Genomic DNA, 15,084 nt, shown 5'->3' with positions numbered 1-15,084 from the left:
GAATGGCGCAGGTAATGCGCAGTTTCAAAGCCATTCCGTTTGTTCCGGGTTACGCTTCCGCCGTTAGGTTGGGGATCTTTTGGGGGAACAACAATGACTTACCAGGACTATGAAACACCACCGGCACCCTCAAAGCGCAGAGCGGGGCTCTGGTGGAAGATTGCGATCGCTGTCGTCGGCGTTCTCGCTATCGGGGCTGGAGTCATAGGTGCGATTACTCTTAGCTCGATCAACGCAGCGGCCGAAGCGAGCGTATCAGCCTCAGCGAGTGCTGCGGCGAGCAGGTCAGCCGAGGCGTCAGCGAGTGCCGCTAAAGCGAAGGCACAAGCCGACCTAGACCAGTCGATCAAGGACCTGGCAGCTGCCGTGGATAAGACTGCTGCGGATGCTGCCAAAGCAGACCGCGTCGCCATGGAGAAGAACGGCTGGAAGTATGTGTCCGACTACCTGTACTACGCCACTCCTACTAAGCACTTCACCTGCCCTAGCCATTACGGGTGCGCATCCTTCATTGTCACCAACACTATGCAACCGAACGGCTGTCCATCCGGCGTGAGCGCCAATGTGTCGTTTCTGGCCGCGAACGGGCTATCTGTCTACAGCTCCATCAGGAGTTCCGGGGCGCTTCGCCCTGGCGAGCAAGCACAATTAGACTTCACGGATTTGTCTGGTAACGGTGCCACCTACCGGGTCGATTCCATGAACTGCTACTGACTTCGACTCTCGGGGATGCCACACACCACCTACCAACTAAGTCGGCCCACCAAAAATGTCTGACCCGTTCAGTAAGGTTGAATTACCAACTAACTGAGGGGGACTTGGTGTATCCATCCATTGAAAGTAGCGTCAGCGATATCCTAACTGCGGCATGGGCTATCACTGATGGGCGGGTCGTTCCCAAGACGGAAGACATCGTAATGAAGAACGGTGGCAAACTCGTGGACGCAACGTACCTATATGCGGATCTTGCAGGCTCTTCCTTGATGGCAAACTCACTAAAGAAAGAAGCCACCGCCAAGATCATTCGGGCCTACATCAACACTGCGTCTCGTATCCTTCGCAACTTTAGCGGCGAGATCAGAAGCTTTGACGGTGACCGCGTTATGGCAATCTTCATGGGCAGTGACAAGGAGACGAACGCGGTTCGCGCCGCTCTGGCGATCAACTGGGCTGTCTACAAGGTATTGCGTCCTCAGATCAAATCGAACTGGTCTGATGGAGAGGACTTCTGCAGCATAAGCCATGGCATCGGTATCGATACCGGTGAAGCGTTGATCGTCCGCGGTGGCGTCCGTGACAACAATGACCTGATCTCCATTGGTAAGGCACCGAACAAAGCTGCCAAGCTCAGCGAGATTCGTGATTCTTACCAGCTGACCATTACGCCGGCGGTCTTTGAGGCGATGTCCAACGATGTCGCCTACATGGACGATGGAAGTTCGCTCTGGCACAAGTCTTATGCGAGGAACGACAGCGGGGTTCAGGAGACTTTGTTCCGGTCACAGGCAACCTGGGGCGTCTGAATGGAGGACAAGGAAGCTATTGATAACGCCTGGAAGATCCACGCGGCTCAAGCGGAGTGGACCGGCAAGGTGGATGCCAAAGCCTCTTTTGCATTTGGTCTGGAATCCGCGGCCATCGTCACAGTTGTTGCGCTCAGCGCAAAGGGCAGGATCTTCGGTGATCTAAGCGACCATGCAGCCGCTTGGCTATACGGCATAGGCTTAGCGCTCCTCCTGATTGGCGCACTCTTCGCCGTGACTGTGGTTATCCCCCGGCTCAAATCTGACCTGGTGAAGAGCAGCGCACCGGACAACTTCATCTACTTCGGTCATGCCCAGCACTGGGAGCCAGATGACCTGGCTGTCGCCCTTCGAGAGCGCGAAATTCTTCCAGTGATCGGCCGTCAGATTATTGTCATGGCTGACATCGCATGGCAGAAGCATCGCTGGGTTCAGCTCTCGATGTTCACGGGGTGCGCCGGCGGTGCGTGCATCGTTCTGTCTGCCTTGGTACTGCGGTTTCTATAGCGTTCGGACAGCTGGTGAAGAATTAGAAGGGCCCCGCCTTGCCGGCCGGTACTAGTAGCCTTGAGCAATGACTGCTGATACTCCTACCTCACGAGTGAACACTCTCTCGGACCGCTTTGCTTCGCTCGCTTATGATTCAATGCAGCCGTCGCTCACTGCTCTCCTGGGGCAACAGTTCACCAACAGCACATCGAACATTGGCTCCCTTGTTCTGCAGCAGTTCAACACGCCTAGATTTGCGAGCCTGGTCGGCGACATCGCACCTACGTCCAACATCTCGAAGATGATCTCAGACCACTTTGAGTCGAGAGTCGGCTCTCTCGGCAAGGCTCTTGCTGAGCTGCATCGGACTCAGTTTGAAGACATGTTCCAAAGAGCCGAGTTCCAGAGCGCTATGTTGGGCTTTAGCCAGGCATTTACCGAGTCAGTCAGCTCAACAAGCGTAAGTTCGCTGCTGTCGCAAGCTGCGTCACTGCAAGGATTCATAGAAGACCGGCCTGATGTTGACAACTTCGCCGCCGAGTTCTTGGATGACCAACCTGTCCTGACTGAATCCATCGAGAGGCTGCCTTTCCTCAGCGGCCTGACAATCTCGGACCAGCAGCTTCTTGTCTGGTTCATTGGTGTGGTCGTGGCAATCTACATGACATGGGGAATCCTGATTGTGAGCGCAGACAGCCCAGAACTCGCTATGGTCCTGAGTGCGCTTGGCGTCAGTGGCCCACAGGCGGGTAAAGCAGCTGCGGCCACCGCGAAAAAACTGCTCGACAAGCTGCCCGAGGCAGACGGCGAAGAGTAGCGGCCGGGCCGATCGTTAGAACATATGTTCTATACTTGCTTGCGTGATCAAGTCAGGCTCCCCCGAGGACATGGAACGCATGATGGCTCGGCTGGAAGCTGACCAGAGCCGTCCGATTGATGATCCGGCTCCGATCCGCGACTTCCCGAAGTATGGCCGCCCCCTGGTCTACGTCAGCGGGATCTACGGCATGGCAGTTGCCTGGACGCACACCTACGGCCTGATCGAATGGCTCGACTCTTCCGGAAAGTACCACATAGGTTGGGCGCACTCTTCAAACATTAAGCGAGTTAAGCCGGAAGAATGGAAGGGTGCTAGCGCGCTTTGAACCGCCCCCTTTAGACATCTTCTCGCGCTTTGTTTTCCTTTGGCCAATCGCGCTTCCACTCGATGAAATCGTGCTCTACTTCTTTTCCAGCACGGATTTGATCCACGGCGGTGAGCACTCTGGCTTCAAGTTCGATTGAACGCATGCACTTACGCTACCCAGTCCCTCCGACACCCCCAGCGTTGACGGTAAAGCGTGGTATGCCCTAGATTTGACGCCTCGTCCAGGAAAAGCACGCCACGGTGCGCGCGGGATGCGGCACCCGGCCGCGGAAGCCCTGAACCACCCCTAATAATGGCCGCCGCGGTGGCCGAGCGGTGCGGGTTTTCGAACGGTGGCCGCCGCAGAAGCTGCACCGCGGACTACGTCAGACCGCACAGCGATTGGAGGGCCGTGACCTCCATGGACCCTGGCCGTGATCGCATACCTGCTGCGCGCCATCGACCCGGACACGGGTTGGTCCGGTCGGCTGGCGGCTTTGCTTCGCCAATTCCCGGTCTCACACGCCCTGACCATTGAGTCGATGGGCGCGCCTGTCGGCTGGGAGTCGCTCGAGCTCTGGCGCGGCTGAGGCGGAGCTAGGACCGGACGGTGAGCCGGCCTTCCTTCATGTCATCGCGCAGCTGCGACAGCATGTACCAGTGCGCGCCCTTGGGCTTGAGTGAGATGTAGTGCTCGTGCTGCTTGCCGTCCTGCTCCCAATCCAGGACCATCTCCGGACGGCGCAGCAGCCCCTGGTATTCGTCGACGTCGGCACGGATCTCCACGCGCACACGTTCGTCCGCAGGCGGCACCAGCAGCACCGCGACGTCGCCCTCGTAGCTCAGTGAGACCTCCTGGGCGAGGAGCCGCCGCACGTCGGCCGTGCAGATCTCTCCGCCGGCGACGTCGAAGACGTTCTTGCCGTGCGTCGCGCTCTCCCAGGCGTCGATGCACTCGATCAGCATCGAGCACCCCTGGGCGATACGGATAACGTCCGCCTCGTCCGGCGGCCAGCTGCCCTCCTGCATGTCGATGAGCATGCCGGCGAAGTCCTGCGGTGTGCGGAGGAAGGCGTTGTCGAGGGCCATGGGGTTCGTGCTCCTGGGTCAGGCGTGAGCGGGTAGCGACTCCATAGACGTTACCCCGGATCGAGCTATCCGTGAATGATCCGGGGGCCTCTCTGACCGCCGTGCCGGCGCGGGTCACTGCGCTTTCACCTGACCCAACCACTGACACTATTCGACTCGTCTTTCGAGTCGTCCTCTCGATAGACTCGTCATTGATTTATGAGTCGACTGGTTTATGAGTCATCGACGAGAAGGAGTCATGATGGTTGTCGGGATCCTCACCGAGAAGCCGAGCGCGGCGCGGCACTTCGCCGCAGCCCTCGGCGGTATGAACGGCACGTACAACGGGGAGCAGTTCGTTATCGCCCACGCCCGGGGGCACCTGTACGAGTTCGTCGATCCGCACCGGATGGTCGCGGACCCGGACATGGCTGAGAAGTACCGGACCTGGGACCTGGGCAACCTGCCGTGGGACCCGCGGCAGCTGGACTGGAGCCTGGAGGTGATCAAGAACGCCGGGTCCGTTGCCCAGGACGTGAAGCGCACGCTGGGCAAGTGCGATGAGATCGTGATCGCCACCGACGTCGACCCCACCGGTGAAGGCGGCATGATCGCGGTCAACGCCTTCCTCGAGCTGGGGCTCAAGCCGGGCAAGTGGTCGCGCATGTACTTCACCGATGAGGCCCCGGCGTCGCTGCAGAAGGCCTTCGCCGCACGCAAGGTGATCCCGTCGCTGCTGGACTTCGACGAGTACCGCAAGGCGCGCTACCGCTCACAGTTCGACCTGCTCTCGATGCAGTTCACCCGCGTCGCCACGAACATGGCACGGCAGTCCGGGCAGGACACGGTGCTGCGCCAGGGCCGGTTGAAGTCGGCGATGGTCAAGCTCGTCGGCGACCAGCTCAAGGCGTACAACGACTACGTCAAGAAGCCGTTCTTCCAGAATCGGTTCCGCGACGAGAACGACGTGATGTACACCAATCCGGAAGAGCCGCGGTTTGACCGGAAGGACCAGGTGCCGAACCAGTACGGCCCCTCCCCCGTCGTGCTGGACGGCAAGTCAACGAAGCAGACTGCGCCGCCGAAACTGCTGGACCTGGCTGCACTCTCCTCGCTCCTGGTCGGCAAGGGAATCAAGGCCCAGCTGGTGCTTTCGACCTACCAGTCCATGTATGAATCCCAAACCGTCAGCTACCCGCGAACTGCCGACGTGACGATCACGCCGGAGCAGTTTGACGAGCTCGCGCCCCTGGTGGACAAGATCGCCGGGGTCGTGGGCGTGGACGTGAAGCTCCTGACGCACCGCCAGCCGCGTAAGACGCACGTCAAGCCCCAAGGCGCGCACGGTGCGAACCGGCCGGGCCCGAAGGTACCCGCTTCATTGGACGATGTCGAGCAGCGCTTCGGCAAGGCCGGCCGCCTTATCTACGAAACGCTGGGCAAGAACTACCTGGCGATGATCGCCGAGGACTACGTCTACGAGCAGCAGAAGGGCCACGTCAAGGATTACTCGGACTTCGTTGGCATCGCCAACGTCCCGCTGTCGGCGGGCTGGAAGGCGGTGTTCGATCCGGACGCCGGCGACGACACCGCCGAGGGCGACGAGAACGAGTCGGCCAAGGGCCTGGGCACCAACGCTGCGCCCTTCGTCTTCGAGGGTGCGAACAAGCGCCCCGAGCACCCGAGCATGAAGTGGCTGATGAAGCAGCTGGAGAAGCGCGACGTGGGCACCGGTGCCACCCGGACCTCGACATACTCGGAAGTGACCTCGACGAAGACGAAGTACCCGCTGCTGCTGGAGAAGGGACGCAAGCTCACTCTCGCCGAGGCCGGCGACATGAGCTGGCGACTGCTGCCGGGCACCCGGATCGGTGATCTGGCGCTGACCGAGAAGGTCTACACCGACATGAAGGAGATCGCCGCTGGCACGGGCCCGAGCGCGGAGGAGCGGCTGGGGGTCGTGGCCGACTGGGTGCGCGAGGACATCGCGACCATGCAGAAGAACGCGGCTACCATGCGCTCCGAGCTGGGGCTGAAGGAGGAATCGGTCACCCGGAAGGAACGGGCGCAGGGCACCTGGGCCAAGACCGGTGCGGCCGTCGTGTTCGCCCGCGAGTGGGGCGGCCACCGTTTCACCGACGACGAGGTCGCCCGCCTGCTGGCCGGCGAGACGATCGAATTCTCGGCGAGCAGCACCACGGGCAAGGCCTACGAGGTCTTTGGTGAGCTCGGCGAGGGCCTCTTCAAGGGCCGGAAGTTCGTCGGCTTCCAGAAGCTCGGCTTCGGCCGGCGCGACGCCAGCGGCAACGCGCTGCCCCCGGACTCCTGGTGCCACTACACCTTTACGCCCGAGGAGATTGACCGTCTGATGGCCGGTGAGGGTGTCGAGTCCAGCGACTTCGTCTCCAGGAAGGGCAACCGCTTCCAGTGCAAGGTCTTCTTCCGGGAGGAGAAGAAGGGCGAGGGCAAGAAGATCGTCCCCGACTTCGAGGCCTCCCTGGACTCCCCGCCCAAGAGCTGGTGCGGCGTTGCCTTCACCGACGACCAGCTCGCGGCGCTGGCCGCGGGCAAGACGATCAAGGGCACGGGCTTCAGGTCGGCGAAGGGAAAGAAGTTCGACGCCGAACTGCAGTGGAAGGACGAGGGCGGCAAGAAGAAGCTCGTCCCCTCCTTCGGCTAAAGTCTCTTAGTCGTCCTGAAATAATCATTTGAGGACGAGTCGGATAGTCTGCCCGTCCACGTAAATCAGCACATCACGGCACCGCCCGGCGGCATCGGATCGCTTCATCCGAACCGCCGGGCGTCGTCATTTGTGTATCAGTCCTGCTCAATTGGATAGACCTATCTAAGGTAGAGTAGTCATGTATCCCTCACCTATGAGGGCATTCGGACAGACACAGACAAACCAGTGGTGGCAGCGGGGAGAGATTCATGGCGAAGATGGCCTATAAGGTGCCTACGAGCCTCAACAGGTCGTTCCTCGACCACGAGATCACGCTCAGCAAAGGCGGCTGGGCGGCCAAGCCCTCCCCCATCAAGCAGCTCTTCTTCTTCGGCGGGGGTGCACTGGCGCTGCTGTGGGCGGTGACGCAGACCTTCGTGGCGAGCTCGGGACCGGTGTTCATCACGCTCTTCGTCATCTGGGGCCTGGCGCTGATCGTCTACTTCGGCGGCATGACCAAGACCAAGGAGCTGCGGGCGATGAACGTGCCCGCACTGCTGGCCTACGCCCCTCCCCGGGCGCGCAACGTGCTCACCCGCCGCAACTCCGACCCGAGCGACTTTTACTCGATCGTTGGCATCGACGGCATCGAGGAGGACGGCCGGATCCACTTTTCCGACGGCGGCGAGGGCCAGGTCTACCTGGTCGTCGGCTCGGCGTCGTACCTGCTCTTCGACGAGGACCGCATTGCCATCCTGGACCGGGTGGACGCTTTCTGGCGCAAGATCGACACGAACTGCGAGTGGGCCTTCATCACCACGAAGGAGCCGCAGCGGATCTACCACCAGGTGGCCTCGCTCGAGCACCGCAACCACGCCCTTGAAGTCCGCGATCCCGACCTGATCGAGCTGCAGAACGAGCAGTACGACATTCTCACGCGGCACGTCGGCGGCAAGTTCACCTCGATCCACCAGTACCTGCTGCTCATGGGCAAGAGCGCTGACGCTCTGCGCCGGGCGCACATGGTGCTGCAGGCCGAGGTCGAGGGGTCCGCGCTGATGATCAAGGAGGCGACGATCCTCGACCGCGAGGAGACCGAGCCCATGCTTCGGGTCTTCTACCAGGGCATCGACTACGAACTGCACTCTCTCAAGGCATCACTGGGCTGACCGGGCCGAGCTGGACGAACACAGGAAGGACGAAGGGTGACATGGCGCTGATGACGAAGGCCCGCGCGCAGCTGGGCATCCCGGGGAAGAAGCCCCGGGGCGGGGACGCAACGGCTGTGCCGGGCGTGGACGAACTGGAGGCCGCCCTCGACGACGTTCCCGCCACTGACGGGACGGCGGTACCCGCGGAGGTAGCCGCGCCGGCGGCGGCCCCCGGGCCGGCTGAGTCCGCCGACGGAGCCGAACCGAAGAAGAACTGGTGGCAGCGCCACCAGGAGATGAAGAAGCTGGAGGGGCGGTTCGACTCGTATCCGCACCTGCTGGCGCTCAAGCCGCGGGAGAAGTACGTCTTCCGTTCCGATTACTTCGAGGTCGACGGCTCCGTGGCGTGCGTGCTCGCGTTCTTCCACGACGACGCCGCCCATGACAACTTCGCCGCGTTCTGGGGCATCGACCGGATCCCGGACGGGCTCGACGAGCGCGTCACCGCGGTGGTCCTGGAGCAGGTGCGCCGGATGGACGAGAAGTGGGTCGACCAATTCACGAAACAGTCAGAGAAGCTCGACCGGCTCGATGCGAACGAGCAGGAGGAGACCGGCACGACTTCCTCCAAGCGCAAGGCCGCGAAGATCTCCTCGGATCTGGAGGTCACCATCGGCGAAATCCAGGACGGCGCGAGCTACCTTTCTGTGCACAACCGGCTGTTCCTCAAGGCCCCGGACCTGGAGACGCTGGACGACTCGGTCGACCGGGTCACGCGCCTGTACATCGACCGCTTCGGGACGCTCAAGGCGGCAGCATATGCCGGCGAGCAGCGCCAGGAGCTCGCCGGCCTGTTCAAGAACAACGAGAAGAAGCGCGGCAAGGGCTTCCACTTCACCTCGACCGAGCTGGCAGGCTCGTACTCGCTGGTGACCAACGGCCTGAACGACCGGGGCGGCGAGTACGTCGGCTACATGGTCGGCGACGTCAACAACTCCGCCGTGCTGATGGACGTCAACCGGTACGAGCACCACGTCGTCGTGGCCGACGCGACCCTGAGCGAATACCTGGACCGCCAGCGCGTATCGAACATGTGGTGCTCGAAGCTCTCCCAGGCCTGCATGCTCGGCAACGGCTCCGTGGTCCACCTCGTGCTGGACGGGGCGGACCTGAACAAGCTCGGCCCGGACTTTGAGCGGCTGACTTCGCGCATCGACCTGAACCGCGGCGATGTCAACCCGTTCGAGATGTTCGGCGACGAGGACGACGAGCTGACGGTCTTCGCGGCGCAGATGGAGAAGCTCAAGCTGATGTTCGAGCAGCTCTACGAGACCACGGACGGCGCAATCGGCTCGATCATCCGCTCCGCGCTCGAGGACACCGCGACTGACTTCTACATCGAGCAGGGCATGTGGCGGCACAACGCCAAAGACCAGCGGCACCGCCTGCGCGTGGTCAACATCCCGCACCAGCAGGTGCCGCGGCTGCAGATGTTCGTCTCGTACCTCGCCACCGCGCACAAGACCCTGCTGAACTCGAGCAAGACCGACCCCGACCAGTTGCGCGCGTACAACGTACTGCGCGGCATTGCGAACACGATGCTCAGCACGAACGGCGACCTGTTCAACAACCACACGGCCTCGGCCGTGGACGGGGTCCGGGACGCCCGGCGCGTGGTCTACGACTTCTCCCGGCTCATGCGCCGCGGCAAGGGCGTGGCCATGGCCCAGCTGGTCAACATCGTCGGCTTCGCCGTCGGCAAGCTCGGGCTCGGGGACACCGTGGTGATCCACGGCACCGAGCAGATTGACGACCGCGTCAAGAAGTACCTGCGCGACCAGTTCGACCACATGCACGAGCGCGGCGGCCGCGTGGTCTACAGCTACAACGACGTCGACAAGATGCTTGCGGACTCGGACTTCAACAAGTTCGACGCCGCGGACTACACGCTCTTCGGGCCGATGCGCGACCGCACGGTGGCGGAGTACCAGAAGCAGCTGCATCAGCAGATCCCGCCGGACCTCGCCCAGCTCATCACGACCAAGGGCGAGAACCTTACCTACCTCCGCCGGGACGTGTCGAACGTGGTCTTCCACCTCGACCTCGCGCTGGGGATCAACCCCTTCCGCGAGGCCCAGCGCAGGCAGGTTCGTCTGGAGGCCGCCAAGGCCGACGAGGCGGCCCGGATGGACCAGCTGATGAAGGACAAGCCGGCACCCGGCGCGAAGCTCACCAGCGCCCGCCAGAGCCTCGAATCCGAGGAGGACCGCTCTGAGGACCAGATGGGGCGGGCCGAGCGGAGGAAGGCCATGAAGACGGCCGGGACGGCCCCGCGGAAGCTGGGCAAGTCATGACGACGATGAGGATGTTCGACGAGCATGCGGCCGGCCGCTTCTGGGCTCGCGTCGAGTTCGACGATTGCTGGCTGTGGCAGACGGCACGGAAGGACAAGGGTAACTACGGCACGATCACGATTTCGGACCGTCGTATAGTCGTGCATCGTTGGTCCTACGTGTACTTCTACGGTGAGATCCGGGACAGGCTCGTCATCGACCACCTGTGCATGAACAAGCTGTGCGTTCGCCCGGACCATCTTGAAGCGGTCACCCAGGCTGAGAACGTGCGTCGTGCAGCCGCGGCGAAGGCACTCGGTCGTCAGCGTGATTGGACGCACTGCTCTCGTGGTCATGAGTTCACCGAGGAGAACACGTACGTGGCTCCGTCGGGTGGCCGGCAGTGCCGGATCTGCGTCCGCGCGCGCGTTGCCGGTGAGATTGCGGCCCTGACCACTGCTGAGCGCTTCTGGGCCAAGGTCGACCGCGAGGCGAGCGTTGACGGTTGTTGGCTGTGGACGGCTGCGCTGACTCCGGCCGGATACGGCGCGTGTGGCATTGACGGGCACCAGCTTGCTCATCGCTGGTCGTACGAACAGTCGAATGGCGCGATTCCGAACGATCTGGTCATCGACCATCTGTGCATGGTCAAGAACTGCGTCAATCCTGCCCATCTCGAGGCAGTCACGCAGGTAGAGAATACCCGCCGCGCTGCGCAGGCTGGCTTGTTGGGTTCGGCTGGTCGTGCCAAGACGCATTGTCCGCGGGGACATGAGTACAACGACACGAATACATATGTTTCCGATGGCCAGGGACGGAGGTGTCTTACGTGCGCACGTGGGCGCGAAGCTGCTAGGCGTGCCGATCTAGAGATCGGCGCCCGGATCAGGACTCGGCGTCGTCAGCATCGCGAGGAGCGCATGACCAACGATCCGGAATTCCGTGAGCGCCGGCGGCAGACTTCTCGTGAGTGGAACCGGAAGGCTCGTGCTGAGAATCCTGCGCTTCGCGAGAAGTGCCGTTCGTACAACCGTGAGTACATGCGGAAGAAGCGCGATTCCGATCCTGAATACAGGGAGCGAATGAGGCAGTACCTGCGTGACTATCGCCGGCGGAAGTTGGCAGAAGATCCGGACTATTACAAGAAGCAGAGGGCCAAGGAGAAGGAGATGGGCCGATGATCACTCGTATCACGCAGAAGCCTGGGATGCGGCGTGGAATCGCTGTTTCCATTTTGGCCGCGCTGCTGATTCCGGTGCTGATGATGCTGAACCCGGCATCCGCATTTGCTGATGACAACAAGGACGAGCGCGACAATTACAGCCTCTACCAGTTGGCAAGTAATTCGAGCACGTACTTCAGCCAGGAAAACTCCCCCGAGGGCAAGGACAAGCCCGAGGAGCGGATGAACGAGGACTGGCGGGCCATCACCGCCAACCCGGCGACCGGCGGCGACATGCTCGGCTACGCCGACCCTGAGTTCAGCCTCTTCAATGTGGTCGGCTGGCTCTTCGCTGAGGCGACCGGCTCCACGCAGACCATCGGGTACGACACGTTGAACGCGACGGCCAGCGGCAGCGGGAAGAACGTCTACGCCGGCATGGTGGACTACGCCCACTTCGGCGCGGCCAACGCCGACCTCGGCCTGGACACGATGTCCTCGGGCATCGGCGGCCAGATCCTGGCGCTCATCGGCGGCGGCGCGATGTGGCTGCTCTACGCAATGGCACTGGCCGTGGGCACGCTGTTCTACCTCATCATCCAGCTGCTGAAGGTGCTGAACCCTTTCATGTGGTTCTACCAGGCAGTCGCCGGCGTTGCAGACTCCAGCGGCAACACGAACAGCGCGCACCAGCAGGACCTCGCCGACGGGATGACCGGCAGCCAGGCTGGCGGCGGTGCCCTCGCGGGCCTGCAGCATTGGATCGCCAGCTGGTACGGCCTGCTGCAGTCCATCGCCTGGGAGGCGCTGGTCCCCCTCTTCATTGGCTTCCTGATTATCGGTCTGGTCCTGTTCAAGAAGATGGACCGCGGCTCGGCGATCAAGAAGCTCGTCGTGCGCGTCGTCTTCATCGGGGTGGGCCTGCCGCTGCTGGGCTCGATGTACACCGGCGTCCTGGACAAGTTCGACGACTCACTGCTGGGTCAGCACGCCGGCCCGACCCGCGTGGTGCTCTCCACTTACGTGGACTTCGAGGCCTGGATGATGAACGACCGGCTCGGCGTCCCCGATGAGGCCGTCATCGCCTGGGACAACGGCCAGGCCAGCAACAACGCGATGATGTCGGTGCGCACGACCGCACTGGCGATCAACAAGCAGGCGCACGGCGCGACCTTCCGCGACATCAATGTGGGCCCGGGCGCGACCAACGCCGAGACGGCCTGGAAGAACAGCCTGGTCGGCATGGAGGGCAGCCCTGCGGGCGACTTCAACGCGGTGGGTGCGACCTTCGGCATGCTGAACAGCTACATCTCAGGCCAGATCACCTCGGCGTCCGACTTCGAGTCGGGTATTAAGAGTGCGATCACCAACCTGCCGGTCAGCAGTGACGTGAAGAAGGAGTGGTTCATCGACAAGAAGTCCTACGGCGACAGCGACAACTTCGGCGGACACGGCGAGTCGGACTACGTCCCGACCAACCACCCGGTCCTGGCTGTCGGCGGCAAGGGTCTGACTTCCTCGAACCCGGGCGGGAATACGACGAGCTTCTCGACCCAGAGCACCAAGCACGGCTGCGGGTTCTCGGTCTGGGCGGACAACGCCCCGGTCTCCTGCAACATGTCGGCGCTGTCGGCCTACAACTACCTGAACACCGGCTTCGGCCCCGATTCGATGACGATGTACAGCTCGAACAACGTCACCAGCGGCCTCACCCGTGAAGACCACATGGCGGTCAGCCAGGTCGGCACGGGCCCGGCGAAGTTCATGTACTGGCAGAACGCCGGCGTTGTCCTGGGCAGCATGGTCCTGCTCGGCTTCTGGTACGCCATCGGCATGCTGGTCGGCGCGGTCAAGCGCACCTTCAGCCTCGTGGCCGCGGTGCCGTTTGCCACGCTGGGCGCGATCGCCGCGATCAGCAAGGTGATCGTCTACTCCGTCGCACTGATCCTCGAGGTGCTGGTCACGCTGTTCATCTACCAGTTCGTTTCGGAGCTGCTGATCTCCATCCCGGACATCATCTCCGGACCGGTGTCGGCCTGGATGTCCAAGGACGGCCTGTGGGGCTCGGGCATGCTCGGCGGGATTATCGTGGTCATCCTGACCCTGATCTCCTCGCTGCTGATCATCGGCATCACCTTCGCGCTCCTGCGGGTGCGCAAGGTCGTGCTGCAGGCGATGGACGAGGTGTTCACCAAGCTCGTAGACAAGTTCCTCGACACGAACACCGCACCGAAGCCGGACAAGAGCGGCATGCTCCCCGCTCTGGCTGCGGGAGCCGGTGCGGGAGCGGGCATGGCCGTGGGCAACAAGCTCGCCTCGGGTGTCGGCGGAAAGCTCGGCGGCAGCGGGGCCACGAAGCCCGGCGGCACCCCCGGTGGCGGCAAGGGCCCTTCGACCAACGCCGGCGGCCTCAACGGGGAGCAGAACTCGCTCGCTGCCGGGAAGGGTGCACTGGCGCTGGCGGCTGGTCCGAATGACGGTCCGGAGGGCGGCCCCGACGGCGGCAGCCCCGCCGGTCCCGGCCCGGTCCCCGGCGGCGGTGGTGACAGTGGTGGCCATGGCCCGTCCGCTGGCGGTCCCGAGGGTCCCGGCGACAAGGGTGGTCCCCTGCAGCTCACGGGCGGCAAGGCGGGGAGTTCCCGCTCGGACAAGGAGACCGCGCAGACTCTGAGCAGCAAGGGCGGCCTGTCGAACCTCGGCTACAGCACGGGCCAGGGTCCCTCCTCGCGGGGCGGCCAGGCCACCGGCGGCCAGACGGGCTTCGGGTTCGGCGGCACGCAGGGTGGTTCCGGCACCGGGCAGCCGGGCCAGGTCCAGGGTCAGAAGCAGGACGGGGTCACGGGCAGCACCGACAGCGGTGCACGCACCAGCAGCGGCCGCAAGGGTATCGCCGGCCAGTCGGCTCCGACGCAGTTCGGCTCCGGCCAGCAGGCCTCCTCTGCCTCCCCGGAGCAGGGTCCGCGCTTCACGGCCGGTACCGGCGGCCCTGCACAGGTGAACCCCGTCGTCGCCGCGGTCCCGGGCATTCCGGGAACGCGTGCGACGCGGGCCGCGGAGGGTCAGCCGCCGCAGGCCAAAGCTGGTTCCCATGCTGTGCAGCCGGGCCCCGGTGTCCCGCAGGCCGGCGGCACCCAGCGCCGCAGCCCGCAGGCCCCCGTTCAGGCTCCGACCGGCCAGGGCAATGCCCACCGCGCTCCGGTCCAGCCCCGCACCGGCACTCCGGCGCAGGCGCAGGGACAGTCCGGTCAGCGCCCGCAGGCTCCGTCTCCTGCTCCGGTCCAGCCCCGTGCGGGTGGCCAGGTCCCCGGTGGGGCTCAGGGCAGCCGGGGTGTCCAGCCGGTTCCGCGCAGCGGACGTCGTACGGAACCGCAGGTTCCGGCCCAGGCACCGAAGGCTCCGGCTCCGCAGCCGTCACAGCAGGTTCCGGCCCAGCCGCGGCGGACGCCGGATCCGGCTCCGAAGCACACGGACGGTCCCACGTCGCGGAGGAAGCCGGCTGAGGACCCGAAGGACTGATCCGATGGTGATGAGGGCGGTGCACTCCGGTAAGGGGTGCGCCGCCCTTCGCCT

13 protein-coding genes and 1 pseudogene are annotated in these 15,084 nt (G+C 63.5%); 11 read left to right on the top strand and 3 right to left on the bottom strand.

Translation table 11 applies throughout. The features are described from left to right. Positions 1–93 precede the first annotated feature (93 nt). From ACFVVC_RS01210 to ACFVVC_RS01190, 5 genes are all read left to right on the top strand, one after another. Complete coding sequence (locus ACFVVC_RS01210; RefSeq protein WP_387448096.1) at positions 94–714, top strand: hypothetical protein; 621 nt, start codon at positions 94–96, stop codon at positions 712–714. A 107-nt stretch (positions 715–821) separates the two neighbouring features. Continuing rightward, positions 822–1,523: an adenylate/guanylate cyclase domain-containing protein gene (locus ACFVVC_RS01205; protein ID WP_387448094.1), complete on the top strand. Its 702-nt coding sequence runs from the start codon at positions 822–824 to the stop codon at positions 1,521–1,523. Then, positions 1,524–2,030, top strand: a complete 507-nt coding sequence (locus tag ACFVVC_RS01200; RefSeq protein ID WP_387448092.1) for a Pycsar system effector family protein — start codon at positions 1,524–1,526, stop codon at positions 2,028–2,030. A 67-nt stretch (positions 2,031–2,097) separates the two neighbouring features. Continuing rightward, positions 2,098–2,829, top strand: coding sequence for a hypothetical protein (locus tag ACFVVC_RS01195; RefSeq protein WP_387448090.1), 732 nt, complete (start codon positions 2,098–2,100; stop codon positions 2,827–2,829). Between the two features lie 43 nt (positions 2,830–2,872). Then, positions 2,873–3,157 carry a hypothetical protein gene (locus ACFVVC_RS01190; RefSeq protein WP_387448088.1) on the top strand — a complete coding sequence of 95 codons (285 nt, stop codon included), beginning with the start codon at positions 2,873–2,875 and terminating at the stop codon, positions 3,155–3,157. Positions 3,158–3,167: 10 nt separating this feature from the next. On the opposite strand, the gene ACFVVC_RS01185 is transcribed toward ACFVVC_RS01190, so the two are convergent. Beyond that, the gene (locus ACFVVC_RS01185) at positions 3,168–3,302 is read right to left on the bottom strand and encodes a hypothetical protein (RefSeq protein ID WP_387448086.1); all 135 of its coding nucleotides are present in this window, start codon (positions 3,300–3,302) and stop codon (positions 3,168–3,170) included. A gap of 46 nt (positions 3,303–3,348) precedes the next feature. Next, positions 3,349–3,564, bottom strand: a pseudogene (locus ACFVVC_RS01180) (ATP-binding protein); the annotation flags it as partial. A gap of 8 nt (positions 3,565–3,572) precedes the next feature. Here ACFVVC_RS01180 and ACFVVC_RS01175 point away from each other — a divergent pair. After that, positions 3,573–3,728 (top strand): hypothetical protein, encoded by a 156-nt coding sequence (locus tag ACFVVC_RS01175; protein WP_387448084.1) that lies wholly within the window; start codon positions 3,573–3,575, stop codon positions 3,726–3,728. Between the two features lie 7 nt (positions 3,729–3,735). Here ACFVVC_RS01175 and ACFVVC_RS01170 read toward each other — a convergent pair whose 3' ends face one another. After that, on the bottom strand, positions 3,736–4,227 hold the full coding sequence (locus ACFVVC_RS01170) for a hypothetical protein (protein ID WP_387448083.1): 492 nt from the start codon (positions 4,225–4,227) through the stop codon (positions 3,736–3,738). 238 nt (positions 4,228–4,465) lie between these two features. On the opposite strand from ACFVVC_RS01170, the gene ACFVVC_RS01165 reads away from it, so the two are divergent. The 5 genes from ACFVVC_RS01165 (at position 4,466) to ACFVVC_RS01145 (ending at position 15,030) form a co-directional block, all read left to right on the top strand. After that, the gene (locus ACFVVC_RS01165) at positions 4,466–6,886 is read left to right on the top strand and encodes a DNA topoisomerase (RefSeq protein ID WP_387448081.1); all 2,421 of its coding nucleotides are present in this window, start codon (positions 4,466–4,468) and stop codon (positions 6,884–6,886) included. A gap of 251 nt (positions 6,887–7,137) precedes the next feature. Next, the gene (locus ACFVVC_RS01160; protein WP_387448079.1) at positions 7,138–8,037 is read left to right on the top strand and encodes a hypothetical protein; all 900 of its coding nucleotides are present in this window, start codon (positions 7,138–7,140) and stop codon (positions 8,035–8,037) included. Between the two features lie 41 nt (positions 8,038–8,078). Continuing rightward, positions 8,079–10,373 (top strand): hypothetical protein, encoded by a 2,295-nt coding sequence (locus ACFVVC_RS01155; RefSeq protein ID WP_387448078.1) that lies wholly within the window; start codon positions 8,079–8,081, stop codon positions 10,371–10,373. Continuing rightward, positions 10,370–11,533, top strand: coding sequence for an HNH endonuclease signature motif containing protein (locus ACFVVC_RS01150; RefSeq protein ID WP_387448076.1), 1,164 nt, complete (start codon positions 10,370–10,372; stop codon positions 11,531–11,533). The genes ACFVVC_RS01155 and ACFVVC_RS01150 overlap by 4 nt, the downstream gene beginning before the upstream one ends. Next, entirely contained in the window at positions 11,530–15,030 is a 3,501-nt protein-coding gene (locus tag ACFVVC_RS01145; RefSeq protein ID WP_387448074.1) for a hypothetical protein, read from the top strand. The genes ACFVVC_RS01150 and ACFVVC_RS01145 overlap by 4 nt, the downstream gene beginning before the upstream one ends. Positions 15,031–15,084: the final 54 nt, after the last annotated feature.

It is taken from the genome of Pseudarthrobacter sp. NPDC058196, assembly GCF_042882685.1.
Taxonomy (GTDB): domain Bacteria; phylum Actinomycetota; class Actinomycetes; order Actinomycetales; family Micrococcaceae; genus Arthrobacter.
This window is presented reverse-complemented; position numbering and strand designations above follow the sequence as displayed.

Coding starts and splice junctions, on each gene's coding strand:
- ACFVVC_RS01210 (WP_387448096.1), top strand. CDS start 94: ATGACTTACCAGGACTATGAAACACCACCGGCACCCTCAAAGCGCAGA.
- ACFVVC_RS01200 (WP_387448092.1), top strand. CDS start 1,524: ATGGAGGACAAGGAAGCTATTGATAACGCCTGGAAGATCCACGCGGCT.
- ACFVVC_RS01195 (WP_387448090.1), top strand. CDS start 2,098: ATGACTGCTGATACTCCTACCTCACGAGTGAACACTCTCTCGGACCGC.
- ACFVVC_RS01185 (WP_387448086.1), bottom strand. CDS start 3,302: ATGCGTTCAATCGAACTTGAAGCCAGAGTGCTCACCGCCGTGGATCAA.
- ACFVVC_RS01170 (WP_387448083.1), bottom strand. CDS start 4,227: ATGGCCCTCGACAACGCCTTCCTCCGCACACCGCAGGACTTCGCCGGC.
- ACFVVC_RS01165 (WP_387448081.1), top strand. CDS start 4,466: ATGATGGTTGTCGGGATCCTCACCGAGAAGCCGAGCGCGGCGCGGCAC.
- ACFVVC_RS01160 (WP_387448079.1), top strand. CDS start 7,138: ATGGCGAAGATGGCCTATAAGGTGCCTACGAGCCTCAACAGGTCGTTC.
- ACFVVC_RS01155 (WP_387448078.1), top strand. CDS start 8,079: ATGGCGCTGATGACGAAGGCCCGCGCGCAGCTGGGCATCCCGGGGAAG.
- ACFVVC_RS01150 (WP_387448076.1), top strand. CDS start 10,370: ATGACGACGATGAGGATGTTCGACGAGCATGCGGCCGGCCGCTTCTGG.
- ACFVVC_RS01145 (WP_387448074.1), top strand. CDS start 11,530: ATGATCACTCGTATCACGCAGAAGCCTGGGATGCGGCGTGGAATCGCT.